21 protein-coding genes and 1 tRNA gene are annotated in these 25623 nt (G+C 64.9%); 12 read left to right on the forward strand and 10 right to left on the reverse strand.

The window, feature by feature from the left end; translation table 11 throughout:
* The first annotated feature begins 6 nt into the window (after nt 1-6).
* Nucleotides 7-1194 (forward strand): thiolase family protein, encoded by a 1188-nt coding sequence (locus tag FHS31_RS04730; RefSeq protein WP_167072220.1) that lies wholly within the window; start codon nt 7-9, stop codon nt 1192-1194.
* A gap of 8 nt (nt 1195-1202) precedes the next feature.
* Here FHS31_RS04730 and FHS31_RS04735 read toward each other — a convergent pair whose 3' ends face one another.
* Nucleotides 1203-1916: an NUDIX hydrolase gene (locus tag FHS31_RS04735; protein ID WP_167072221.1), complete on the reverse strand. Its 714-nt coding sequence runs from the start codon at nt 1914-1916 to the stop codon at nt 1203-1205.
* Between the two features lie 118 nt (nt 1917-2034).
* Here FHS31_RS04735 and FHS31_RS04740 point away from each other — a divergent pair, with 118 nt between their 5' ends.
* Nucleotides 2035-3114 (forward strand): alkene reductase, encoded by a 1080-nt coding sequence (locus FHS31_RS04740; protein WP_167072222.1) that lies wholly within the window; start codon nt 2035-2037, stop codon nt 3112-3114.
* Between the two features lie 37 nt (nt 3115-3151).
* A complete protein-coding gene (locus FHS31_RS04745) occupies nt 3152-4714 on the forward strand; it encodes a glycosyltransferase family 39 protein (RefSeq protein ID WP_167072223.1) in 1563 nt (520 codons plus the stop codon).
* A 120-nt stretch (nt 4715-4834) separates the two neighbouring features.
* Here the strand turns inward: FHS31_RS04745 and FHS31_RS04750 are convergent, their stop codons facing one another.
* The 3 genes from FHS31_RS04750 to pyrC all read right to left on the reverse strand — a co-directional run bounded on the left by FHS31_RS04750 (nt 4835) and on the right by pyrC (nt 7715).
* Nucleotides 4835-6106, reverse strand: a complete 1272-nt coding sequence (locus FHS31_RS04750) for a cystathionine gamma-synthase family protein (RefSeq protein ID WP_167072568.1) — start codon at nt 6104-6106, stop codon at nt 4835-4837.
* Between the two features lie 194 nt (nt 6107-6300).
* Nucleotides 6301-6567: a DUF3297 family protein gene (locus tag FHS31_RS04755; RefSeq protein WP_167072224.1), complete on the reverse strand. Its 267-nt coding sequence runs from the start codon at nt 6565-6567 to the stop codon at nt 6301-6303.
* 110 nt (nt 6568-6677) lie between these two features.
* On the reverse strand, nt 6678-7715 hold the full coding sequence (pyrC, locus tag FHS31_RS04760) for a dihydroorotase (RefSeq protein WP_167072225.1): 1038 nt from the start codon (nt 7713-7715) through the stop codon (nt 6678-6680).
* Nucleotides 7716-7796: 81 nt separating this feature from the next.
* Here pyrC and ygfZ point away from each other — a divergent pair, with 81 nt between their 5' ends.
* The 4 genes from ygfZ to FHS31_RS04780 all read left to right on the forward strand — a co-directional run bounded on the left by ygfZ (nt 7797) and on the right by FHS31_RS04780 (nt 13196).
* Nucleotides 7797-8525, forward strand: a complete 729-nt coding sequence (ygfZ, locus tag FHS31_RS04765; RefSeq protein ID WP_167072226.1) for a CAF17-like 4Fe-4S cluster assembly/insertion protein YgfZ — start codon at nt 7797-7799, stop codon at nt 8523-8525.
* A 139-nt stretch (nt 8526-8664) separates the two neighbouring features.
* Nucleotides 8665-9486 (forward strand): PEPxxWA-CTERM sorting domain-containing protein, encoded by an 822-nt coding sequence (locus FHS31_RS04770; protein ID WP_243843276.1) that lies wholly within the window; start codon nt 8665-8667, stop codon nt 9484-9486.
* A gap of 454 nt (nt 9487-9940) precedes the next feature.
* Entirely contained in the window at nt 9941-12625 is a 2685-nt protein-coding gene (gene acnA, locus FHS31_RS04775; protein ID WP_167072227.1) for an aconitate hydratase AcnA, read from the forward strand.
* A 190-nt stretch (nt 12626-12815) separates the two neighbouring features.
* Nucleotides 12816-13196, forward strand: coding sequence for a response regulator (locus FHS31_RS04780; RefSeq protein ID WP_167072228.1), 381 nt, complete (start codon nt 12816-12818; stop codon nt 13194-13196).
* Here FHS31_RS04780 and FHS31_RS04785 read toward each other — a convergent pair whose 3' ends face one another.
* Nucleotides 13197-15578 carry an HAD family hydrolase gene (locus FHS31_RS04785; protein ID WP_167072229.1) on the reverse strand — a complete coding sequence of 794 codons (2382 nt, stop codon included), beginning with the start codon at nt 15576-15578 and terminating at the stop codon, nt 13197-13199.
* Nucleotides 15579-15713: 135 nt separating this feature from the next.
* On the opposite strand from FHS31_RS04785, the gene FHS31_RS04790 reads away from it, so the two are divergent.
* Nucleotides 15714-16259 carry a peroxiredoxin gene (locus FHS31_RS04790; RefSeq protein ID WP_167072230.1) on the forward strand — a complete coding sequence of 182 codons (546 nt, stop codon included), beginning with the start codon at nt 15714-15716 and terminating at the stop codon, nt 16257-16259.
* A complete protein-coding gene (locus FHS31_RS04795; RefSeq protein ID WP_167072231.1) occupies nt 16231-16677 on the forward strand; it encodes a hypothetical protein in 447 nt (148 codons plus the stop codon). Before FHS31_RS04790 ends, FHS31_RS04795 begins: the two co-directional genes overlap by 29 nt.
* Before the next feature lie 16 nt (nt 16678-16693).
* Here the strand turns inward: FHS31_RS04795 and FHS31_RS04800 are convergent, their stop codons facing one another.
* From FHS31_RS04800 to FHS31_RS04820, 5 genes are all read right to left on the reverse strand, one after another.
* A complete protein-coding gene (locus FHS31_RS04800; RefSeq protein ID WP_167072232.1) occupies nt 16694-17308 on the reverse strand; it encodes a response regulator transcription factor in 615 nt (204 codons plus the stop codon).
* Nucleotides 17287-19656, reverse strand: a complete 2370-nt coding sequence (locus tag FHS31_RS04805; RefSeq protein WP_167072233.1) for a PAS domain-containing sensor histidine kinase — start codon at nt 19654-19656, stop codon at nt 17287-17289. The genes FHS31_RS04800 and FHS31_RS04805 overlap by 22 nt, the downstream gene beginning before the upstream one ends.
* 169 nt (nt 19657-19825) lie before the next feature.
* Nucleotides 19826-21676, reverse strand: coding sequence for a phosphoenolpyruvate carboxykinase (GTP) (locus FHS31_RS04810; protein WP_341786287.1), 1851 nt, complete (start codon nt 21674-21676; stop codon nt 19826-19828).
* Nucleotides 21677-21911: 235 nt separating this feature from the next.
* Nucleotides 21912-21986 (reverse strand) — tRNA-Thr (locus tag FHS31_RS04815).
* A 165-nt stretch (nt 21987-22151) separates the two neighbouring features.
* Nucleotides 22152-23951, reverse strand: coding sequence for an aminopeptidase P family protein (locus FHS31_RS04820; protein ID WP_167072234.1), 1800 nt, complete (start codon nt 23949-23951; stop codon nt 22152-22154).
* Nucleotides 23952-24188: 237 nt separating this feature from the next.
* Here FHS31_RS04820 and FHS31_RS04825 point away from each other — a divergent pair, with 237 nt between their 5' ends.
* Genes FHS31_RS04825 through FHS31_RS04835 form a run of 3 tightly spaced genes read left to right on the forward strand, consistent with a single transcriptional unit; the run spans nt 24189 to nt 25557 of the window.
* Entirely contained in the window at nt 24189-24587 is a 399-nt protein-coding gene (locus tag FHS31_RS04825) for a TMEM175 family protein (protein ID WP_167072235.1), read from the forward strand.
* Entirely contained in the window at nt 24545-24835 is a 291-nt protein-coding gene (locus FHS31_RS04830; protein WP_167072236.1) for a hypothetical protein, read from the forward strand. Before FHS31_RS04825 ends, FHS31_RS04830 begins: the two co-directional genes overlap by 43 nt.
* Nucleotides 24832-25557: a class I SAM-dependent methyltransferase gene (locus tag FHS31_RS04835; protein WP_167072237.1), complete on the forward strand. Its 726-nt coding sequence runs from the start codon at nt 24832-24834 to the stop codon at nt 25555-25557. The genes FHS31_RS04830 and FHS31_RS04835 overlap by 4 nt, the downstream gene beginning before the upstream one ends.
* Nucleotides 25558-25623: the final 66 nt, after the last annotated feature.

Below are 25623 nucleotides of genomic sequence, written 5' to 3' on the forward strand. Positions count from 1 at the left end.
TTGTCGATGCCTAGCGCCGATCCGGTCGTGATTTCCTCTTATGCGCGCACGCCGATGGGCGGCTTCCAGGGCGCGCTGGCAGGCGTGACCGCCACCGATCTCGGCGCGGTCGCGGTCAAGGCGGCGGTGGAGCGCGCGGGCGTCGCGCCCGATGCGATCGATCGGCTCTACATGGGCTGCGTACTGCCGGCGGGCCTCGGCCAGGCGCCCGCGCGCCAAGCGGCACTTAAGGCCGGGCTGCCGCAATCGGTGCAGGCGACGACGGTCAACAAAGTGTGCGGATCGGGGATGCAAAGCGCGATCATGGCGAGCGAGGCGCTCGCCGCCGGCACCGCCGATGTGATCGTCGCGGGGGGCATGGAGAGCATGACCAATTCCCCGTTCCTGACCAAGAAGCACCGCTCCGGCGCGCGCATCGGCCATGACGTGATCTACGATTCGATGATGCTCGATGGTCTTGAAGACGCCTATGACGCGGGCACCCCGATGGGCCTATTCGCCGAGGATTCGGTCGAAATGTACCAGCTGACCCGCGACGCCCAGGATCAGTTCGCGCTCGAAAGCCTCAGCCGCGCGCAGGACGCGATCGCCAATGGCGCGTTCGATGGCGAGGTGGTGCCCGTCACCGTCTCGGCGCGCGGCAAGGACACGATCGTCTCGGTTGACGAGCAGCCGGGCAACGCCAAGCCCGACAAGATCCCCGGCCTGAAGCCAGCGTTCAAGAAGGACGGCACGATCACCGCCGCCAACGCCTCCTCGATCTCGGACGGCGCCGCGGCGCTGGTGCTGACGCGCGAGAGCGTCGCCAAGGCGATGGGCCTGCCGATCGAGGCGCGGATCGTTGCCACCGCCGCGCACAGCCACGAACCGCGCCTGTTCACCACCGCGCCCGTTCCGGCGATCCGGAAGGTGCTGGAAAAGGCGGGCTGGAGCATCGACGATGTCGATCTGTTCGAGGTCAACGAGGCCTTCGCCGCGGTGACGATGATCGCGATGCAGGAGCTGGGCATCCCGCGCGACAAGATGAACGTCAACGGCGGCGCCACCGCGCTCGGTCATCCGATCGGCGCGTCGGGCGCGCGGATCATTGCCACTTTGGTCGCGGCGCTGAAGACGCGCGGCCTCAAGAAGGGCGTCGCCTCGCTCTGCATCGGCGGCGGCGAAGCGACGGCGATGGCGGTGGAGCTCGCCTGAGCCGGGGCTCAGTGTGGCGTGAAAAACTCGCTCAGCGCGTAACCCGCGTCGGGCGGCAGACGGTGCAGGATTCCATCCGCCCGCCGTTCGATCTCGACCAGGACCGGCACGATCGGGCGACGGCGCGCCGCCTCCAGCGCCTCGGCGGCCGAGCGGCTTTCGGCCAATCGCGCAAGGTTCATCCGTGTCGGAAACAGCAGGCTTTGCTCTCCCGCTTCGGCGCGCGCCAGCAGATCGGCGGGCCTCGCCCATTCCAGCGCGATCGCCTCGACGCCATCGCAAGCCGCCTCCACATCGCGCGACACGGCACAGAGAAAGAAGTGCGTATCGAACCGGCGCGCCACGATCACCGGCGTGATCCAGTGGCCGAACGGCACCAGGGCATCGAGCTTCAGAAGCGCCGCTCCCAGCGCATCGCCGAAGCCCATCCCGATCGCGCACGCCACGGGACCCTGCGCGGCGGCGATCACCCCGGCTTCCTCATAGGTTTCGCGGATCGCCGCGATCCGCAGTGCGCGTTGCTCGGCGGGCAGGCCCTCGCCTCCCGCCAGCCGCCCGATCCATTCCTCCTCCCAATCCCCTGGGTCCACCACGCCGCCCGGAAAAACCAGCGCGGAGCCGAAGCTGTCTCCCGCCCGGCGGCGGATCATCAGCACTTCAAAGGGATCGTCGCGCACCAGCAACAGGGTCGCGGCAAGTTGGGGCGCGGCAGGCACGGACATGGATCCGCTCTGTGGCACCAAAATGCTGATGTCTACCGGCCAAGACATTCTTTAGTCGCCGTCCGGTGCCGGCAGCGATGCCCCCGCCTATATCGATGGCTGACTTCAAGGAGTGTTTATGCCCAGCCTGCGCGATCCCATCCGCCTCGGCGCGATCCATGCCCCCAACCGCATCCTGATGGCGCCACTGACCCGCGGGCGCAGCACCAAAGGCCATGTGCCGACGCCCTTGATGCAGGATTATTATGTCCAGCGTGCCAGCGCGGGCCTGATCATCACCGAAGCGACCGGGATCAGCCAGCAGGGGCTGGGCTGGGCCTATGCGCCGGGCCTCTGGTCGGCCGAGCAGGTGGCGGCGTGGAAGCCGATCACGGCGGCGGTCCATGCCGCCGGCGGGCGGATCGCGGCGCAGCTCTGGCACATGGGCCGGCTGGTCCATCCCGATTTCCTCGGCGGCGCGGCGCCGGTCTCCTCCTCGGCGACCACCGCGCCGGGCCATGTCCGCACCTATAGCGGCACCAAGCCCTATGCCCCCGCGCGACCGTTGAGCATCGGCGAGATCCCGGGTCTGCTCGATGATTTCGCCCGCGCCGCCGATAATGCGCTGGAGGCAGGCTTCGACGGCATCCAGCTCCATGCAGCCAACGGCTATCTGATCGATCAATTCCTGCGCGACGGCGTCAACCTGCGGACCGATTCCTATGGCGGATCGATCGAGAATCGCGTGCGACTGCTCGGCCAAGTGGCGCAGCGGCTGGCCGAGACGATCGGCAAGGATCGCGTCGGCATCCGCCTCTCACCCAACGGCAGCGTGCAGGGCGTCAACGACAGCGATCCGCACGCCTTGTTCGCTGTCGCCGCCAAGGTCTTGGACGAAGCGGGCATTGCCTGGCTGGAGCTGCGCGAGCCCCGCCCCGGCAGCTTCTTCGCGCCGCCCGATACCCATCCCGTCCATCCCGTGATCCGCGCCAACTTCTCGGGCGCGCTGGTGCTCAATTCCGATTACCATGCCGAGGATGGCGAGGCGGCGGTGGCATCAGGCGCGGCGGACGCGATCGCCTTCGGGCGCACCTTTCTCGCCAATCCCGATCTGCCGGAACGCATCCGCCGCCGCCTGCCGCTGAACCCGCCCAGGCCGCAGCTGTTCTACAGCCAGGGTGCGGAAGGCTATACCGATTACCCAGCCTACGCCGGCTGACATTCCCTCCCGCATGGATCGCGCCTACGCTCGCCCCATGCGGGAACGGCGCGTAATTCTCGGAGCAGCGGCGGTGCTGGCGATCGCCGGAATCGTCGCGCGCTGCTGGGACCTGTTCAGCGAGCCGCTGTGGCTGGACGAGGCCTATAGCGCTTATGCCGCCAGCAAGGGCCTCGCCTTCCTGTGGCATGTCGTACCGAATTACGAAACGCACCCGCCATTCTATTACACCTTGCTCTGGGCGTGGACGCGGCCGTTCGGCGATAGCCTGATCGCGCTCCGCTCGCTCGGCCTGATCGCCGGGCTGCTGACGCCGCCGGCGGTGACCTGGGCGGCGCTCGCCTGCGCCCGCTGGCTCGATTGGCCGGTGGCGCGGCGGCGAAGGCTCGCGCTCGCGGCGTTCGGGCTCGCCTGTCTCTCGATCCCGCTGGTCGCGATGACGCGCGAGGTGCGGCCCTATCCGCTGATGATCCTGCTCTATGCGGTGGCGGTGCGCGCATTGGTGGCGCTGGCCGAACGATCCCGGTGGAAGGCGCCGCTGATCGGGCGCGCCTACGCCGCCTATCTCATCGTCGCCGAGGCATTGCTCTGGCTGCACAACCTCGGGCCCTTATGGGCGATGGCACTGGGGCTGGCGCTATTGGCGGCGGTGGTGCGGCGCGATCTGCGCTTGAGCGATTGGGGCTGGCTGATCGGCGGCCATCTGCTGCTGCTTGTCGGCTACGCGCCCGCGTTCCTGATCGTGCTCGATCAGGCGCCGACCTGGGTGAAATCGACGTGGCTTACTTTCAGCTGGGCGCACCTCCATGAGTATCTGCTGGTGCTGTACGCGGTGCCCGGCTGGCAGGCGATCGCCGCCGCACTACTGGCAATCATGGGTGGGCTTGCCTTGTGGAGGGTGCCGCGCGGGCGGCGGCTGCTGGCCGTGCTGCTGATCCTGGCGCTGGTGCCCGTGATCCTTTCGGTGGGGATCAGCGCCACGATCGCGCCGGTGTTCATTACCCGGACGATGACGCCGGTTGCGGTGCCGACATTGATCCTGCTGGCGATCGGCGCATCGGCCTGGCGCCGCCCCCGTGCCTGGATCGCGATCGGCGCGGCGCTGATGCTGACGGCGAACATGGCGGCGGTGGATGCGCAGGCGCGCGCCGATGGGCCGATGCAGGATTGGTACGGCACGGTGGATTGGCTGAAGAAACGGTTCCAGCCGGGCGACCAGATATACGCCTATCCCAACGAAGGCGCGCTACCGCTACGCTATGCTCTCCGTGACCGGCATCTCGCCTGGCCCGTCCGCCCGATCCCGACCGATATGCCCGCGCCGGATGTGGGGGGCTGGCATCCGACCGGCAGCCGCGGCGTCATCACCCTCCCCCGCGCGCGGCTGCACGCAATCGCGCAGGAGCCCGCCACCCGCGCCGTCCCGACGATCTGGCTGCTCCGCCTCGGCGCGGAGACCTATGATCCGGGCGATATGTTCCTGGAAGAACTGGGCCGCGACCGCCACGAGGTGCGCCGCTGGCGGGATGGGGCGATCGATATCATCGGCTTGGCACAGGGGCCGGGGCCGATCCCGGCGCTGAACGCCTCGCAAAACTGAACACCCCGTTCCCCGTTTACCCTGAGCTTGTCGAAGGGCCGTCCTTCTTCATCGCAACATCGCAGAAGAAGGACAGTGCTTCGACAAGCTCAGCATGGGCGGATAAATGCTCGAAACCGGCTAAACAGCGGCCAGCGCCTGATCGAAATCCGCGATGAGATCGTCGGCATTTTCGACGCCGACCGAAATGCGCACCAGATTGTCAGTGATGCCCAGCGCCGCCTTGCGATCGTCGGGCACCGAGAGATGCGTCATCGCCGCGGGCGCCGAGGCCAACGTCTCGGTGCCGCCGAGGCTGACCGCCAGCTTGGCGATCTTGAGCGCATCGAGAAAGGCGAAGGCCTCGCGCTCGCCGCCCTTGAGATACAGCGAGAAGGTCGATCCCGCGCCGGTGCAGTGGCGCTTGTAGATATCGGCCTGACGGCTGCCGGGCTCCAGGAACCCGAGATAACCGACCTGCTCCACCTTGGCGTTGCCGCGCAGAAACTCACAGACCTTGACCGCATTCTCGCCCGCGCGGCTCATCCGCAGCTCCAGCGTCTCCAGGCTGCGCAGCAGCATCCACGCCGAATGCGGATCGGTGATCGTGCCGATCGTGTTGCGCATCGCCCGGATCGGATCGACGATCGCCTTGGCGCCGACGACACTGCCTGCGACGAGATCACTATGTCCGCCGGCATATTTGGTGAGGCTGTAGATCACCAGATCGGCGCCATGCTTGAGCGGCAGCTGCCACAGCGGCCCGAGGAAGGTGTTGTCGATCACGATCGGCACTTTGCTCTCGCTGGCCAGCGCATCGCGCGCTGCCGCCACTGCCTCGATATCGACGAGCTGATTGGTCGGGTTGGCGGGGCTTTCGAGGTAGATCAGCGCGACGCGGCCCATGCCCTTGGCACGCTCCAGCACCGCATCGATCTCCTCGCGGGTCGCACCCGCCGGGAAATCGAGCCATTTGACCCCAAAGCGCCCGAGGATACGCCCGATCAAAGTCTCGGTGGCGGCATAGAGCGGAGCCGAATGGACGATGACGTCACCGGGATGGACCAGCGCCAGCAGCACCGTGGCGATCGCCGCCATGCCGCTGGAAAAGGTCAGCGCCTCTTCCGCGCCTTCCCAGATGCCGAGCCGATCCTCGAGGATCTCCTGATTGGGCCCGTTGAAGCGCGAATAGACCAGGCCATCGCCGCCGCCCGGTCTCTTGCCGGTGACGCCTTCGAAGAAACGTTTGCCCGCGGCGGCATTTTCGAAAACGAAGGTCGATGTCAGGAAGATGGGCGGCTTCAGCGCGCCTTCGGAAAGCGCGGGATCATAGCCGTGCCCCATCATCAAGGTGGCAGGGCTCAGCGTCCGCCCGCCCAGCTCCAGAGCTTGCGCACGCGGACGGCGGCGCATGGCGGCCCCGGTCAGTTCGGCTTCGGTTTCGGGCGAGCCGCTCCAGTGATCGGGGTCGCTCACGTCAGATGACGTGCGTCACCAGCAGCCCGATGACGACGATGCCGGGGACACCCAGCATCCATAGGATCAGTCCCTTGCCCATGATATTTTCCTCTCTCCGGTCGCCGGTGCGACGAAAGCGAAACGAGTGTCTATTCGGCCTGTTCCACGTCCTCGGCAGGGGCGTCCTTGAAATACGGCTCGACCGGGCCGGAGAGCTTCATCGTCATCGGATTGCCCTTGCGATCGCGCGACGTGCCGACCGCCATTTTCACCCAGCCCTCGGACACGCAATATTCCTCGATATTGGTCTTCTCGGCGCCCTTGAATTTGATGCCGACGCCGCGCGCCAGCGCGTCCGCGTCATAGAAATCGCTGCGGGGGTCGGTCGAAAGCCGATCGGGAGGTGTATCGCTCATGGCGCGTCTTTAGCCGCCGAAAACGTCCACGTCATCCCGGTCGAACGAAGCTTAACAGCACGGCTCCTGCATACTCCGCGAAGGCCGGAGCACGTTTGCGGAGAGGGCTTCTAGCCGACAAACCGCCACGGGAGTGTTTCGTCGGCGTGAAAGGGCACGAGTTTACCATCGCCTGCGGTGATCGTCGCCGGAACCGCGACGGCCTCGCGCGTCAGCGTCACCGTACCGTCGTTCAGAGGCAGACCGTAGAAATTCGCACCATGTTCAGATGCGAACCCTTCGAGGCGATCGAGCGCGCCTTCCTCGTCGAAGATTTGCGCGTAGCTTTCCAGGGCGAATGGCGCATTGAAAATCCCTGCGCATCCGCAGGCTGCCTCCTTGCGGCCGATGGCATGCGGCGCGCTGTCGGTGCCGAGAAAGAATTTGGGCGAGCCCGACACAGCCGCCTTGCGAACCGCGAGACGGTGGTGCTCGCGCTTGGCCACGGGCAGGCAATAAAAATGCGGTCGAATGCCACCGTCGAAAATCGCGTTACGGTTGATGACGCAATGCTGCGGCGTGATCGTCGCGGCGATCCCCGCGCCGCTGCCCGAGACGAAGTCGACCGCTTCGCTTGTCGTGATATGCTCCAGGACAATCTTGAGTTCCGGAAAATCCTCCACCAGCGGCGTGAGGACGCGCTCGATAAAAACGGCCTCGCGATCGAAGATGTCGACGTGCGCATCGGTCACCTCGCCGTGGATCAGCAGGGGCATGCCAATGCGCTGCATCACCTCCAGCACGCGCACGAGCGTGCGGACTTCGGTCACACCGTGCGCGGAGTTGGTCGTGGCATGGGCCGGGTAAAGCTTACAGGCCGCAAAGACGCCCTGTCCATAGCCGCGCGCGATCTCCGCGGCATCGGCATCGTCCGTCAGATAGCAGGTCATCAGGGGGGTAAAGCGCGTGTCCGCCGGCAACGCTGCCATGATCCGCGCGCGATATGCTGCTGCAGCCGCGACGGTGACGACGGGCGGCGTCAGGTTCGGCATCACGATGGCGCGGGCGAACTGGCGCGCCGTATATCCGGCGACCGCGTTCAGCATCTCGCCATCGCGAAGATGGACATGCCAATCGTCCGGGCGACGGATCACTATCTGCGAAGTCATGCATCTGCTCTCATTGCCAGAACGAACGCCGCTTAAGCACCAACGGGTGAAAAGTGGCGCGAGGCTCCCTACCTCCGCTTCATGCCCGCCACCACCCTTGCCGATCGCGCCGTCCTCCGCCTTTCGGGCGAAGACCCGCGCGGGTTCCTCCAGGGGCTCGTCACCAATGACGTGACCGGCCCCCTCCCCGTCTGGGCGGGGCTGCTCAATGCGCAGGGCAAGGCGCTGTTCGATTTCCTGATCTGGGCCGACGGCGACGATCTCTTGATCGATTGCGAAGCGGAGCAGGCCGAGGCACTGGCGCGGCGGCTGACGCTCTATCGCCTGCGCCGCGCGATCACCATCGCGCCCGAACCCGCGCTGGCGGTGCATTGGTCGGCGGAAGGCCCGGAAGGCGTCCCCGATCCGCGCCTGCCCGAACTCGGCCGCCGCTGGATCGCGCCGCCGGACGCGGGCAATGCCTCGGCGGCATGGCGGGCGCACCGCCTCGCGCTCGGCGTGACCGAGGGGGTGGCCGAGCTCGGGCGGGAGACGACGCTCTGGCTGGAAGCCAATGCCGCCGAGCTGGGCGGCGTCAGCTTCACCAAGGGCTGTTATGTCGGCCAGGAGAATACCGCCCGAATGAACTGGCGCAGCACGGTTTCGCGGCGGCTGGTCGTGGTGAAAGCGCCTTCAGATGCGGGCACGGACAAGCCCATGCTCTATCCCGATCTCGGGCTTTCGGTGGATCGTCGCCGAGTCGATTCGCTGCGGGATGGCGATGATTGGGTGCGGCCGACATGGTTAACGGCGGCCGTTGCGGCTGTCTAATCGAGCGAATCCCCGTCAAAAACTGTTAATTCGCGGCGCGTTAACGATCAATTATATTGAATCTAGACGGCGTTGGCGTATGCCGCATCGCAACAGTAAGCGTATTGCGTAAAAGTCGCAGCTGGGGGGCAGCGTTAAGATGGGGGTTCGTTTCTTAAAGAAATTCGTCGGGCTGCGGCTCGGCGTCGGGCTGATGCTGGGGGCAACGCAGGCCAACGCGCTGACCTATACCGTCAACACCGCCAACATCGGCAGCGCCGGTTCGCTGAACGGCACCGTACATGCCGACGCGACCTCGACGAAGAGTGCTCTGACCGAGGATGCCGCGATCGGCCGCATCCTGCTCACCGGCACCACGTCGAGCGGCCAGTCCTTTTCGTACGACAGCTTCTGCGTCGATCTCTATGATTGGCTCAACGCACCGGCCACCTTCACGGGCGACACGCTCAGCTCCCTGGGCCTGAGCACCACGCAGAACACGCAGCTGACCAACCTGCTTGCCAACATCGATTCCTACATCACCACGGGCAGCAATTCGGGCGTGGCCTCCTCGTCCACGGGCAGCGCCGCCGAGCGTTCGGCCGCCGCGCAGCTCGCGGTGTGGGAAATCGTTGCAGAGACGACCAACGTCTACAGCGTGGACGGCACGACGAGCGGCAAGGGCTCGTTCTACGTTTCCAACGTCAGCAACGTCGACAATATCAGCGCGACCTCGCTGGCCGATGCGGCGCAGCTGCTGAGCAATGTCAAAAGCGGCTATTGGACAAATAGTTCGGGCGTCCAAGTCGCGCTGGTACGCAGCACCGGCAACCAGACGCAGGTTGTCTACGGCGCCAACGCGGCGAATGTGCTCTCCGCCATCCCCGAGCCGGCGAGCTGGGGCATGATGGTGCTGGGCTTCGGCGTACTGGGCACCGCGCTCCGCCGCACCAAGCGCGATTTCAGCCACGCGATCGCCTGATCGGTTCCGCTGATGGATAACGGGTGGGGCTCGATCCGGTAAGGATTGGCCCCGTTTCTTTTGGAGCCCGAAAAGTCGCCGGGGCGGGTGAGCCGTCGCCGGCTTGGATAAGCGGCGCATCGGACGACGCCATTCGTTGGATGACGAGTACCAATCTGGTCGTTCGCCGGATCGCTGATTGGTTGTCGATGCCGGATCCTTCGTAGGTCGCGATGTCATCCCCGCGAGGGCGGGATCCATTGCCGCCACGGTTGCTACTCCCGCGGAGTGGCACATAGAATGGTTTCGCCGCGTTCTAGGGAATGACGAGAAAATGCGCTGGCAATCCGCCCGCCGGTAACGGCTTGGCAATCGAGACCTTGTAGCCCTTCCCCCACCCCCACCCCCTTGCTAAGGCGCCCGCAAATCTCTCGCGCGCCCGCGTGACGCGCCCCAATAAGGAGCCCGCCCCACCATGACCGCCGTCGGCCAGGATACGCTCGCCACCCGTTCCACACTCACAGTCGGCGGCAAGACCGTCGCTTATTATTCGCTGCCCAAGGCGGCGGAGACGCTCGGCGATATTTCCCGGCTGCCGTTTTCGATGAAGGTGCTGCTCGAAAATCTCCTCCGGTTCGAGGATGGCAGCACCGTCACGGTCGATGATCTGAAGGCGATGGTCGAATGGCTGACCGAGCGTACCAGCGAACGCGAGATCCAGTATCGCCCGGCGCGCGTGCTGATGCAGGATTTCACCGGCGTGCCCTGCGTGGTCGATCTGGCGGCAATGCGCGATGCGATGACGGCGCTGGGCGGCGATACCGCCAAGATCAATCCGCTGGTGCCCGTCCACCTCGTCATCGATCATTCGGTGATGGTCGATGAGTTCGGCACACCCAAGGCCTTCGAGCAGAATACCGAGATCGAATATGCGCGCAATATGGAGCGCTACGAGTTCCTGCGCTGGGGATCGAAGGCGCTCGATAATTTCAAGGTGGTTCCGCCGGGCACGGGCATCTGCCACCAGGTGAACCTCGAAAATCTTGCGCAGACGGTTTGGACTTCGGCGGGCGTGGATGGCGTCGAAGTCGCCTATCCCGATACCTGCGTCGGCACGGACAGCCACACGACGATGGTCAACGGTTTGGGCGTGCTTGGCTGGGGCGTCGGCGGGATCGAGGCGGAGGCGGCGATGCTCGGCCAGCCGGTTTCGATGCTGATCCCCGAGGTTGTCGGCTTCAAGCTGACCGGCGTGCTTTCCGAGGGCATCACCGCCACCGATCTCGTGCTGACCGTCACGCAGATGCTGCGCGCCAAGGGCGTGGTCGGGCGGTTTGTGGAGTTTTACGGGCCGGGCCTCGATGCGCTAAGCCTCGCCGATCGCGCGACGATCGCCAACATGGCGCCCGAATATGGCGCGACTTGCGGCTTCTTCCCCGTCGATGGCGCGACGATCAACTATCTGCGCCTGACCGGGCGCGAGGATTGGCAGATCGAGCTGGTCGAGGCCTATGCCAAGGCGCAGGGCCTGTGGCGCGATCCCACGCTTCCCGATCCGGTGTTCACCGATACGCTGGTGCTGGACATGACGACGGTGCAGCCGAGCCTGGCCGGCCCGAAGCGCCCGCAGGACCGCGTGCTGCTCTCCAACATGGACGAGAATTTCAACACCGAACTGGCCACCGGCTACAAGAAGAGCGGCGCCAACGATGTCCGCGTGGATGTCGAGGGCATGGATTATCAGATCGGCCATGGCGATGTGATGATCGCGGCGATCACCAGCTGCACCAACACCTCCAATCCTTCGGTGCTGGTCGCCGCGGGTCTGGTGGCGCGCAAGGCGCGGGCGCTGGGGCTGACGTCCAAGCCCTGGGTGAAGACCTCGCTTTCGCCGGGATCGCAGGTCGTCACCGATTATCTCGACAAGGCCAAGCTGACCGACGATCTCAACAGCATCGGCTTCAACCTGACCGGTTATGGCTGCATGACCTGCATCGGCAATTCGGGGCCGCTGGCGCCGGCGATCAGCAAATCGATCGCCGACAATGATCTGGTTGCGGCCTCGGTGCTTTCTGGCAACCGCAATTTCGAAGGGCGCGTATCGCCCGATCTGCGCGCCAACTTCCTCGCTTCGCCGCCGCTGGTGGTCGCCTATGCGCTCAAGGGCACGGTGCGCGAGGATATCACTACCGAGCCGATCGGTGAGGGCACCGATGGCAAGAAGGTCTACCTCAAGGACATCTGGCCGACGACCAAGGAGGTTTCGGACACGATCTCGGCGGTGATCGATAGCGATATGTACCGCACCCGCTACGCCAACGTCTTCGAGGGCGATCGCAAGTGGCGCGGCATCAATGTCGAGGGGTCCGCCACCTACACGTGGAACCCGGGATCAACATACGTGCAGAACCCGCCCTACTTCGAGGGCATGACGATGACCCCGGCGCCGGTGCAGGACATCATCGAAGCCCGCCCGCTGGCGATCCTCGGCGATTCCATCACCACCGATCACATCAGCCCCGCCGGATCGATCAAGGTCGATAGCCCCGCAGGCCGCTATCTCAACGAGCATCAGGTCTCCAAGACCGACTTCAACAGCTACGGCGCCCGCCGCGGCAACCATGAAGTGATGATGCGCGGCACCTTCGCCAATATCCGCATCAAGAACGAAATGGTCCCCGGTATCGAAGGCGGCATGACCAAATATGTCCCCACCGGCGACGTCGAGGCGATCTACGATGCCGCGCAGAAGTATAAGGCGGACGGCACCCCGCTCGTGATCTTCGCGGGCAAGGAATATGGCACCGGCTCCTCCCGCGATTGGGCGGCGAAGGGGACGACCTTGCTCGGGGTCCGCGCGGTGATCGCCGAAAGCTTTGAGCGTATCCATCGCTCCAATCTCGTCGGGATGGGCGTGCTTCCGCTGCAGTTTCAGGACGGCACCGATCGCAAGACGCTCGGTCTCGACGGCAGCGAGCTGGTGACGATCGAGAATGTCGCGGGCCTGCGTCCGCGCCAGATGGTGACGGTCAAGATCAAGCGCGCCAACGGCGAGGAGCTGACGTTCGAGGCGCGCTGCCGGATCGATACGGTCAACGAGCTCGACTATTTCCTCAACGGCGGCATCCTGCCCTACGTGCTCCGCAAACTCGCGGCCTGATCTGTACCTTCGGACCGGATCGCCGATCCGGCCCGAAGCCACCCAGCGACACAAAAGTCGCACGTTCGGTGCGAAACCTCGTTGCGGGGGCGCTTCGACGGGAACGGGTGGGCGTCTGCCCGGTTTAGCCTGGATTAAGATTGCGGTTAATCGCGATCCGACCCTGCATCGGAAGAACGGCGCCTAAGCTATGGCAAGAGAGGAGTTTTCGCCTTCGAAGGCTATCGTCCTCATCGTGGAGGATGACCCGCTTTTGCGGATGCTGGCGATCGATTTTATCGAGGAGGCAGGTTTCGACACGATCGAGACCGAGAGCGCGGATGCCGCGGTGCGCATCCTGGAAGCGCGGACTGATATCCGGATCGTTTTCACCGATATCGATATGCCGGGCAGCCTTGACGGAATGAAGCTCGCCGCCTGCGTTCACGATCGCTGGCCCCCGATCGAGATCATCCTGACATCGGGGCATAATTTTCCGAGCGCCGAAACGCTGCCGGAGCGCGCGCTATTCTTTCCAAAGCCCTATGATACGGCAAAGGTCATCGAGGCGATGGAAGCTTTCATCGCCTAATCAGGCGGCAAGCCTTTCTGCCGCCGCGTCGCCCTTCCGCCACCGGACTGGGCGGAAGATCAGCACCAGCGCGAGATTATTTTCGGCCGGAACGGGGGGTGGGGGCACGATCACCAGTCCCGTGGGCCCGGTGGCGTAAAGATCAGGTGCCAGCATGGTCATGCCATCGGCCACGGTCTGCGCGGCAATGCGATCGGGCGCTTCGGCGGCGTCCATCTCCTCCACGGCCAAGAAATGCGCATCCTCGATCTGCACGCATTCGGCGATCTGCCCGAGTTGCGCGGCGATCGTATAGCGCCCGATACCAACCGGCACGACGAGGCGGTAATAGCCCTCGATCGTCGGCAGCGCGGTGAGCGTCAGCCGCGCCTGATCGTGTGCGCTGGCAACAATCACCGGCACCTCGACGCCGCCGCTGGCGAAATCATGCGCGCGTAGATCGAGACCAAGCCGCATCGTGGTGAACAGCGAGAGATTGAGCGGCAGGCCGTGCGCCTGAAGCTCGGCCGGAACGTGCATGCGCGCAACGCTGTTGATCGCCGCGACCCCACCGTGCCGCAGGCCGCGCGCCGCCTCGTCATTGTCCAGCAGGCGGATCAGCTTGCCGGTGCCGAGATTCACGTCATGCTCAAACGCGGCGAATAGCGCGACTTCAGCGGCGGTGGGCAGGAACATCAGCCGTGCGAGGGCCGCGGTGGCGGCGGAAACGCGCGCCGCCAGGTCGTCGGATGCCGGCGCGCGGTGGAAGGCCTTGCCTTCGGCACGGACGAAGGCGACGCAACCCGCCTGGATGCGATCGCGCGTGGCGTTCTGCCCGGCCTTGAGGTCCGAAGCTTCGCGCACCGGCGTGCCGTCCACGGCATAATCGACCGTCGAGCCTTGCGCGACCGTGCACAATTGTTCGACCATGCCGACGCAGGTGGTCAGCGCGTGAAGCGTGCGGTTGTCATACCCCTCGGCGGCGATCATGCCGGCCTTGTCGAGACCCGAAAATTGCTCTTCGCGCAGCAGCAGGTAACGGCCCGCGACCGTCAGCCGCATGCGCTGTTCGAGGACAGGCGCGACCATGTTCTGGACCGACCCGTTATAGCCGAGATCGACGAGCATCACGGCGTCGCCCTGCTCGACACCGGCAGCGCGGAGATGCGCCTCGAGCTTGGTGCCGAAATTGGCGGCACGCTGGAGGATTTTGCGTGACAGTTCATGGCCCAGCACGGCCTTGCGGAAAGCGGGGCGCTGCTCCTTCTCGCGGAGCTTGAGGAAGCGCGCCATCTCATGGTGCCCGAGCAAAAGCTGCTTGCCGAGCGCGGGCAAAGGCACGCGATCAATCCATTCGGCGACATGCTCTTCCAGCGCCGCCATATCGATGAGACCGGCGCGCGCGGCGACGAAGCGGCTGATCTCCACCGTTTTGGCGCCAGCCTCCGGATAGAGCGCATCGAAACATAGGTGCGGCAGATAGCCATCCCGGAGCATGAACAGCGGCTTCACGGGCCGACCAAGCTTTCCCGAAAGCGCATCCAGCTCCGCCTTGGTCCAGCGCGCGAAGGCATGGAAAGCCGGGCCGAGGACATCGTGACCCAGCGCATGAGCGGGATCTTTTGTCGACCGCAGCGCGATCGTCGCGCGGTGGAGCTGCATCACCGGGCGCCGAACGCGCGCAGCGGGATCGATCATCATCGCCGCCGCCGCTTCCAGCCGCAGCCTTTGCTCTGCGTCCTCATCGAACTGGAGCAATTGATAAGCGAAAATGCCCGCTTTCTGCGGCGCAAGATAATCGGCGCGACGATTGTCGCCGAGGTGGAGGATCTCCTGCGGTTGCAGGCCGAGTGTCTGCAGGACGATATCGAACAGGCCACCGCCCTTGCCGACCTTATGATCACACGAGACAAACACATGATCGATCCAGCCGAGCAGCTCCGGGCCCGCCGCCGCCGCGAGAAGAGCGCGCAGCTCGCCTTCGTGCATGTACATATCGCTCACCAAGATGACGCGAAGGCCGCGCACCTTGGCGGCGCGAATGAGCTGGACGGTGGGCGCGAACGCGAAGCAATGCCGTGCCTCCAGGGCAAGCTCGGCGGCAACCGCTTCCGCCACGCGCGTCTCGTCGGCGCGAGGATGCAGGCGGCGATAGACTTCGCTGAGGTGGATTTCAGCGCGCTTTTCGGACGAATAGGCGCGTGCCGCCGCCGACCGCTCCGCCCAGCTGCGCTGCTCCACCGCGCCGCCAGGCAGATCGATCTCGGCGAAGACGTCACGCGGGCAGTTCACCGCGCGCCACAGCAGAGTATCGAAGCAATCGAGCGATAACGTCGTGATCCCCGCCGGCAGACGATCGAGCAGGCCGGGCAGCTCATAGGGTCGGATCTGGTCTTGCATCATGGCCTCGGGGTGCGAATGCCGCCATCCATGATCGAACATGGTTTCCCGAGCGTTAAGAACCAAAGGATCGCGCGCCGCTGGCCTTGGCGTCCGTCAACGGGTAAGATCGGAATATCTACAGTGCAGGAGCCAAAGATGATCCGTCTCGCCGCCAGTCTCTTGGCTCTTACCGCGCTCGCCACGCCCGCACTCGCTGCGCTGGAGGTGGGCGCCAAGGCCCCCGACATCACGACGCAAGCGAGCCTCGACGGCAAGCCCTTCGCCTTTTCGTTGAAGGAGGCGCTCAGGAAGGGGCCGGTGGTGCTGTATTTCTATCCCGCGGCCTTCACCAAGGGGTGCACGATCGAGGCGCACGGCTTCGCCGAGGCGACCGACGATTTCAAGAAATTGGGCGCGACGGTGATCGGCATGTCGGCCGATCCGATCGACACGCTCAACAAATTCTCGGTGCAGGAATGCCGCAGCAAATTCGCGGTGGGATCGGCCACTGCAGCGACGATCTCTGCTTATGATGTCGTATTGCCGGTGAAGCCGAGCATCTCCAACCGTACGTCTTATGTGATCGCGCCCGATGGCAAGATCATCTTCAGCTATTCGGCGATGGACCCGACGGGTCACATCACGGGCACGATGGATGCCGTGAAAGCCTGGCATGCCGCGCATCCGCATTGGCACGCCTGAGCGCGTCTCATTGCGCCGGATTATCCCCGGCATCCTGCTCGGCACATTCGTCGCCTTCGCGGTCCAATGGCTGGTCGAATCGGTCAGCGGCGCGCTGTTGCCGCTGCCGGAAGGGTTCGATCCGTACAGCGCTGCCAATCAGGGCGTAATGCTGCAATATGATGTGCCGTTGCTCGGCAAGCTGATGCTGATCCTGGGCTGGTGTTTAGGCGCGTTGTTCGGCGGCGCGGTGGCGGCCTATTTTTCGCGGCGGCGGATCGGCGCATGGGTCGTCGCGGGGCTGGTCATCGCCAGCGCACTCGCCGCAACGCGCTCCGTCTACCACGGCATCCTGTTGCCCAGCGCGGCATTGATCCTGCCCTGCCTTTGCGCCCTTGCGGTGCAGAATCTGGCGTTGTTAAAGCGGCGTCTTTCCTGATCCGCCGAACCAGTGCTTACTCGTCGGAGATCAGGCCGGCGGCAAAAGCAATCCGCAGCGCTTCCGAAAGGCTGCGGACCTTGAGCTTGGTCATCAAATTGGCGCGGTAGATTTCCACGGTGCGAGGCGAAATCTCGAGCTCATAAGCGATGACCTTGTTGGGCCGCCCCGCGATGAGCCCCATCAGCACATCCAATTCGCGCGCCGAAAGCTTGCCAATCTTGTCCTTGGCGCCTTTCTCACGCTCGGCGATCTCGGCCGATTGTTCGAGGTGGATGAAAGCAGTGTCGACGATCTCGAGCAGGTCACGGTGACCATAAGGCTTTTCGACGAAATCGAGAGCGCCATGCTTCATGGCATGGACCGCCATCGCGACATTGCCCTGCCCGGTGATCACGATCGGCACGAACCGCGATCCTTCGCTCTTCAGTTCGCGCAAAACCTCCAGCCCCGATCGGCCTGGCATATTGACGTCCAGCAGGACCACGCCCGGCTCCAGCTCGGCCACATCAGCCAGGAAGGCGTCTCCCGATTCGAAGCCGCGCACCAGCGTATTCTTCCTCGTCGAAAGCAGGCTGCGGAGCGACGCTCGCATCGGGCCATCATCGTCTACGACATAGATGTAACGCATACGTCTCCTGCTCCCTGATCTTCCACTATGCGCGGCAGCGTGAACGACATTTGGGCGCCGCCTTCCGGCAGATTGGCGGCGCTCAGCGTGCCGCCGTGCGCTTCGATGATGCGGCGACAGATCGATAGCCCGATCCCCAGCCCCTCGCCGCTTTTGGTCGATCGGAAAGGCGCGAACAAACGTTCGAGGATTTCCGGCGACAGGCCACGGCCCTGATCGATGATGCGCACTTCCAGCATCTCTTCATCGATCGGCCGGGCGGCGATGACGATCCTGCGCCGCTCGCGGGGGACGAGCCGCAGCGCCTGCGCGGCATTGCGTACCAGATTGACCACGACCTGCTGGATTTGGATGCGATCGGCCAGGATCATCTGCGCGCGCGGATCCAACCGATAGTCGACCTCGATCTGCTGCTGGCGGGCGCCGACCAGCGCCAGCGCCACCGCTTCGCGCAGCACGTCCTCCAAGGGTTCGACCCGCATATCGGCATCGGTCTTGGCGATGAAATCACGCAGGCGCCGGATGATCTCGCCGGCGCGGATCATCTGGGCGTTGGCCGAGGCGATCATCTCACCAACCGCCTCGGCACCCTCGACATCTTCCAGAAGCAACTCGGCCGTACCAAGGAAATTGGCGCCAGCGGCGAGCGGCTGATTGAGCTCATGCGCCAGACCCGAGGCAAGCTCGCCCACTGCGTTGAGCCGGGCACTATGAGCATAGTCCTGCTGGAGCGCGGCGAACTGACGATCGGCCTGCTGGCGCGCGGAAATGTCGCGGACAAAGACGGTGAACCATGGGCGGCCATCCACCATCACCTCACCGAAACTATATTCGGCGGGGAACTGGCTGCCGTCCTTGCGCTGCGCTGTGAAGACCTGGTCGGCTGCCGACGTGCGCATCCCGCCGGGCGCAATGCCCAGCGCGATCTGCGCCGCCGCGACCTGCGCATCGGTCTCGGGCAACAGCGTCAAGGCGCTTCGGCCGACGATCTCTTCAGCGGAAAAGCCGAACAGGCGTTCGGCGGCGCTGCTGAAACTGCGAACAATGCCCTCCCGATCGAAGATGACCATCGCATCGGGCACGGTGCGCAGCATTGATAGCCATTGCGCCTCCCGCCGCGCGATATCGGCTTCGCGCCGGACACGCTCCGTCACATCGATGTTGACGCCGGTGACACGCACGAGCGCGCCGCTGGAATCGAAGAATGTACGCGCCGATCCCTCAAACGTCCGCTGCTCGCCGTCCTTGCAATTCATTCGATACGTAAAAGTATACCGGTCGCGCCTGTTTTCGGCGGCATCGGCGATGGCAGCCATCACCTTTTCGGCATCTTCGGGTACAATCAGATCCATCCAGCTTTTCAAATCGGTGATAGTGCCCGGGGCGATAGCGATCCGCTCCTCCGCGCCCGGGCTCCAGCGCAATTGATCGCCCGCCAATTGCCAATCGAACAGACCGATACGGTGCGCCTCCAACGCATGGTCCAGCCGCGCATCGCTTTCCTCGAGCGCCGCGTGGCTGCGCGCGATGCGTGTGACGCCAATGCCGATCAGGCAGAGCCCGACCGCCAGTTCGGCGGTAAGTGCCAGCACATAAGCGGTGAAGGTCGTCGCCAACCCGTCGACCGCCAGGGCATGTTCCAGCGGCACCAGCCCCGCCGGCAGAATCATCAGAATCGGCAGGCCGATGATGATGGCATCGAAGCTCGGCTTGCCCGGTCCGAACAGGCCGGCGGGATCGGTCTTTGAACGATAGACCAACGGGAGGCAGGCGAGGCAAACCATCGTGATCGCGCCGGGCGGCGAGCAGGTCAGCCGGATCGACTGCCCCGCCACCTCCGGCCCGAACCCCGCCATCAACAATCCTGCCGATAGCCAGCCGAAGCCCATGACGATGGCGCACAGCAGGAAGACGAGGATCTCCCGCCGCCGGTCGCCATGCACCGCGATCAACGTCGCCGCCGCCGTCGCAATCAGCGCAAGCGTCGACAGGAACGTGATCCGGCCGACTGTCGGCAGGCCCAGTTGCTCAAGGGAAGATCCGAACAATAAGGTATCGATGCCGATCGATCGGCCAAGCGCATATTCAAGGAGCGTGAGCAGGCCGATCATGATGGGCAGGGCCAACGTCCAGCTGCCCGCCCGCCGCTGTCCAGCGAGGATGAGAGCCTGCCCGATACCAAGCGCGAGATTGGCGGCGGCAGCCATGGGCCAAATAGACCACGGCGTGCCCAGCCGATAGAGCAAGGGCGCGTCAATCACCCTGCCAATAAGCGATGCGGCGGGAACGAGCAGCCCGAGCGCCAGCAAAAGCAGCCCGAAACCGCCTACACTGCGCAGCTCTCGCATCCCCCGCAGCACAGGCTGCAAGTCGCTTCTCCCAAGCCTGCCGACGCGCCTCTGCCGCAAGCCCTTGATCTTCCCGCGTTCAGTCTAAGCGCGCACGCGCACGCATTTCAATGCGATAATGTTCAACAAAACAGGCCCGGAAGACGAGCCGATCACTTGCCGGTGCCAATCAGCCCGCCAGACGCTGCTCGAGCGCTTGCTGCTCGGCAAGCAGTGCTGCGGGCACCTTGCCCAATTTATCGAAATCCGCCGCGCTGGCCTTGGCTTCCTCGCGCCACACCGATGGATCGACGCGGAGCAATTCGGCCATCGCCTCAACGGAGATCGTGAGACCCGATACGTCCAGCGCACCCGGCGTCGGCAGGCGGCCGACCGGGCTGTCCACGGCATCGGCTTCGCCCTCGCACCGCGCGACGATCCACTTGAGCACGCGGATATTATCGCCATAGCCCGGCCACAGGAATTTGCCGTTGGCGCCCTTGCGGAACCAGTTGACCAGGTAAATCTTGGGCAACTGGCCGCCATCGCTGTCCGCCGCTTTGCCGAGGCGCAGCCAATGCTCGAAATAATCGGCCATGTTGTAGCCGCAGAAGGGCAGCATCGCGAAGGGATCGCGGCGCAACTGGCCCGCCTTGGCCTCCGCTGCCGCTGTGGTTTCCGATGCGATATTGGCGGCGAGATAGACGCCATGCTGCCAGTTGAAGCTCTCCGTCACCAGCGGCACCGCCGTGGCGCGGCGGCCGCCAAACAGGATCGCCGAGATCGGCACGCCGGCCGGATCGTCCCACTCGGAGGCGATCGCCGGGCACTGATCGGCGGGCACGGTGAAGCGCGCGTTGGGGTGCGCGGCGGGCGCGCCGCTCTCGGGGGTCCAGGCCTGGCCGCGCCAATCGATCAGATTCGCGGGCGGGGTGTCGGTCATTCCCTCCCACCAGACGTCGCCATCGGTGGTCAGCGCGGTGTTGGTGAAGATGGCGTTGGCGTAAAGCGAATCGATCGCATTCTTGTTAGTCGCGATTCCGGTGCCCGGCGCCACGCCGAAGAAGCCCGCTTCAGGGTTCACCGCATAAAGACGGCCGTCCTTGCCGAAGCGCATCCAGGCGATGTCGTCGCCGATCGTCTCGGCCTTCCAGCCGGGAATCGTCGGCTCCAGCATCGCCATATTGGTCTTGCCGCACGCGCTCGGGAAAGCGGCGGCGATATAATGCGTTTTCTTCTCGGGCGATGTCAGCTTGAGGATCAGCATATGCTCGGCAAGCCAACCCTCGTCGCGCGCCATCACGCTGGCGATGCGCAGCGCGAAGCATTTCTTGCCGAGCAGCGCGTTGCCACCATAGCCTGATCCATAGGACCAGATCTCCCGCGTCTCGGGATAATGGACGATATATTTATCTTCCTGGCATGGCCACGGCACGTCCTTGGCGCCGTCGACCAGCGGCACGCCGACCGTGTGGACGCAGCGGACGAAGAAGCCGTCATCGCCCAGCATATCGAGCGCCTGCTTGCCCATGCGCGTCATCAGCTTCATCGAGAGGACGACATAGGCGCTGTCGGTCAGCTCGACGCCGATCGCCGACTTGTCCGAACCGATCGGGCCCATGCAATAGGGCACGACATACATGGTGCGGCCGCGCATGCAGCCGTCGAACAGCGGATTGAGCGTCTCGCGCATCTCGGCCGGCGCGCGCCAGTTGTTGGTCGGACCGGCATCCTTCTCTTCTTCCGAGCAGATGAAGGTGCGGCTTTCGACGCGCGCGACATCGCGGGGATCGGAGCGGGCATAGAAGCTGTTGGGGCGCTTGGCGGGATCGAGCGGGGTCAGCGTGCCGCCCTCGACGAGCTGCCGGGAAAGTTCGTCCCATTCGCCATCAGACCCATCGCACCAGCGAATCGCATCAGGCTTGGTCAGCGCGGCGATCTGTTCGACCCAGGCGAGCAGGCCCCCGTGGTTCGTGGTGGCGCCTTCGGACGAAAAGAGGGCCGCGACCTTGGCTTTCGCCTCCTCAAACACTGCCGCCACGCGCTCGTCCTTTGCTACCAGAGAAGCCGGGCCGCGGCAGAGGCCGATAGCTCCCGTAGTCGCCCGCGTTAGCGGGATACGGGACGTGCCCCAGGCTGGCCCAAGAACCCCTCAATTCTTGATCGTAATCGCTATACTGGGGGGTAAGCTCAGGAATCAAGCGCGTTACAAGCGGCGCCTAGGCCGGAAAGCGGGTTGCCCATGAAGGGCAGACCTCATCGAAAGGACGGACAAATGGTGCTGCCGGTGAGGATTGAACTCACGACCTCAGCCTTACCAAGGATGCGCTCTACCACTGAGCTACGGCAGCCAGCCCTTGCGGGAAGCGGGGCCTATGGCGAAGAGGGTCCGCGAGGTCAAGGAAGCATCGGTATGGCTAAAGACGACGATCGCGCGGAAAGGTTGGCGCAGGCACTGCGCGACAATCTCAAGCGCAGGAAGGCACAGACGCGCGAGCGCGACGTTCAGGAGCCTGTCAGGCGGCCAACGGCGCCGTCGCCCGACTGAGCCATTCGGCCGCCTCTCCCTCCAGCTGCGGACCGATCAGCGCGCGGACCTGCGCATGGTAATCGTCCAGCCAAGCGCGCTCATGCGGCGATAGCAAGGTCGGCTCGATCAACGCGCGGTCGATCGGCGCTAAGGTCAGCGTTTCGAAGCCCAGCACCTTTTTCTCGGCACCCGGCACCGGCATTTCGACCACCAGAACCAGATTTTCGATGCGGATGCCGTAATCGCCGCTCTTGTAATAGCCGGGCTCGTTGGAAAGCAGCATGCCCGCGCGCAGCGGCTCGTCGCCACCCGACTGGCTCGATCCGACCGGCGATATGCGCTGCGGGCCTTCGTGGACCGAAAGGAAGCTACCGACGCCGTGGCCTGTGCCGTGCGTATAATCGAGCCCGGCCGCCCACAGATATTGCCGCGCGAAACTATCCAGCTGGCTGCCGCGCGTGCCGGCGGGGAACAGCGCCGTGGCAAGCGCGATATGGCCCTTGAGAACGCGGGTGAAGCGATCACGCATCTCCGGCTTCGGCGTGCCGACGATGACGGTGCGCGTCACATCTGTGGTGCCGTCCTGATATTGTCCGCCGGAATCGATCAGGTAGATTTCATCACGCTTGATCGGCAGGTTCGAGGCTTCGTCGACGCGATAGTGCGGGATTGCCGCATGCGGCCCTGCAGCCGAGATCGAATCGAAGCTGAGATCACGGAGCGCGCCCGTGGCCTCGCGGAATTGCTGCAACTTTGCTGCGGCAGAAAGCTCGGTCTCTCCACCCTTTGGCGCCTCCATCGACAGCCAATGCAGGAAGCGGCATAGCGCAGCGCCGTCGCGGGCCTGCGCCGCTTTGTGGCCCGCGACTTCGACTGCATTCTTGATCGCCTTGGGCAGGATCGTCGGGTCGCGCTCGGCCCTGATGGTCGCCCCGGCCTGATCGAGGGCCGAGAAAATCGCCGCCACCGCCCGCTCCGGATCGACGGCCACCGTCTTGCCGCCCAATCCTCCAAGCGCCTGCGCGAACATAGCCTTGGGCTGCACGCGAACGCCGTTGCCCAAATGGCGCCGAACATCCTCGCCGACCTTCTCCTCATCGACGAACAATTCAGCGGTGCCGTCGGCATGGACCAGCGCGAAGGCCAGCGCGACGGGCGTGCGGCTGACATCGGCGCCGCGCACATTGAACGCCCAGGCAATCGAGTCGAGCGCGGACAGCACGGCAGCATCCGCGCCTTTTTCGGCCAGCCAGTCGGCGATCTCCTGCCGCTTGGCCGCCGCGCTCTTGCCCGCAACCGCGTCCGGCTGGACGATCAGGCGCGCATCGGACGGCGCGGGATGATCGGGCCAGACCGCATCGATCGGATTGGTATCGACCTCGACCAGCTCGGCGCCCTTGTCGGCCAGCGCCTGCTTCGCGCTCCGCACCCAGCCGCGCGTGTGTAGCCAGGGATCGTAGCCGATCCGCCCGCCCTGCGGCGCATGTTGTTCCAGCCAGGCGGCAATGCTGGTTTCGGGCACCGATTGATATTGCCAGTGCGCGCCATCCACCTGTTCGCGCACCTGCAGCGTATAGCGGCCATCGGTGAAGATGGCGGCATCCTCGGGCAGCACCACCGCCGATCCCGCCGACCCTTGAAAACCCGTCAGCCAGGCGAGCCGCTGCGCATAGGCACCGACATATTCGCTCATATGCTCGTCAGTCAGCGGCACGACGAAACCATCGAGCCGGCGGCGGGCGAGTTCCTCGCGAAGGGCGGCGAGGCGATCGGCGTAACTGGACATGGCGTGGGACTCTGGCTTGCAAGGATTGGTCCCAATTTGAGGGCGCGGGCGAGCAATGTCACCCCCCCCTCTCCCCAACCTTGTGCTCCGGCGCAAGCCGGAGCGCTGGCGGCCAGCGGCAGCGCGCGAATGCTACAATGCTCCGGCCTGCGCCGGAGCACAGGGTTGCAGAAAGGCGCTGCCCCCTCGACAGCCGCGCCATCCCCGTGCAGCTTGGGCGTCCTGGGGAGGGGCGCCTTGGCTAATAGAGAAGCGACCGTCGCGCATGGGCCCGAGCACGAGCTGGAACGGATGATCTTCTTTTCGGACGCGGTGTTTGCGATCGCGATCACCCTGCTGGTGATCGACATTCATGTGCCGCACCTGCCGCACAATGCGCCGGACACCGATTATTGGATCGCACTGATCAATCTGGCGCCGCAGTTCAGCGGCTTCTTCATCTCCTTCTTCGTGATCGGCTTTTTCTGGGCCGGGCATCACCGGACGATGATGGTGGCGAGTCGTTATGCGCCATCGCTCAATATGCCCAACATGCTGCTGCTGTCGGGGTGGCGGCGATCCCCCTCTTCACCGGCTTCGCCAGCGCCAATCCGATGGCACGGGTGCCGGTGGTCTGTTATTGCGGCTGGCTGCTGATCACCGCCCTCGCCAATCGCCATTTGCAATCGATCGTGACCCGGCCACCGGTGCTGGATGCGCGAATCGGCGCCGAGCGGGTGGCGATGATCCGTCTTCGCGGCAATGCGGTGATCTTGGGTGCGGCGACGGCGACGCTGGTCGGCATCGTGGTGCCCATCCTGGGGCAGATGATGCTGGCGACGATGCCGTTATGGCGGCTGGCGCTGCGGCGGTTGAACAATATTCCGCGCGAGGCGGCGGGATGAGCGCGCGGCCCGCCTACGGCATCGATGCGCCCGGCGTGGTGCGCGGGCTGGGGCTCGCTGCGGCGGTAGCGATCCCGCTGGCGATCTATGCCCGCGCGGACAGCGCGCCGGACTGGCTGCGGCTGCTCAGGCCTTCGTTGACCGGCGCGGGCGTCGGCATGGGGCTGATGTGCCTGTGGATGCTGCTCTCCAGCCTGCTGCTCAAACAGCGCGTGGCCGGCGCGTTGCTCGATCGCGCGCCGTGGCGGGGCGACGAGCGCGTACTGGACGTGGGCTGCGGGCGCGGGCTGTTGAGCGTCGCGGCGGCGCGGCGCGTGCCCTCCGGTTCGGTGACCGCGATCGACAAATGGCAGGCCAAGGATCTCAGCGGCAATACGGCAGCGGGCGTGCGCGCCAATGCTCTGGCGGCGGGCGTCGCGGATCGCGTGACAGTGGAGACCGGTGATGCCTGCGCATTGCCCTTTGCCGACGGCAGCTTCGATGTCGTCGGATCGATGACCGTGATCCACAACATCCCCAGCGCCGAAGACCGCGCCAAGGCGATCGCGGAGATCTGGCGCGTCACCAGGCCCGGCGGCAACATTCTGATCTACGACATCCACCATACCGGCGCTTATGCGAAGCAGTTGCGGGCGCTGGGCGCTCAAAATCTGTGGCGGAGCGGCCCGACATTTCTTTGGGGCATGTTCGATCACCGCATCAGCGCGGTGAAGCCCGCCTAACTCGTCATGCCGGACTTGTTCCGGCATCCACCCATTCGCTAGCTCTGGAGCTGATGGTTGGGTGGA

It is taken from the genome of Sphingomonas vulcanisoli (assembly GCF_011761305.1).
Lineage (GTDB): Bacteria > Pseudomonadota > Alphaproteobacteria > Sphingomonadales > Sphingomonadaceae > Sphingomonas_I > Sphingomonas_I vulcanisoli.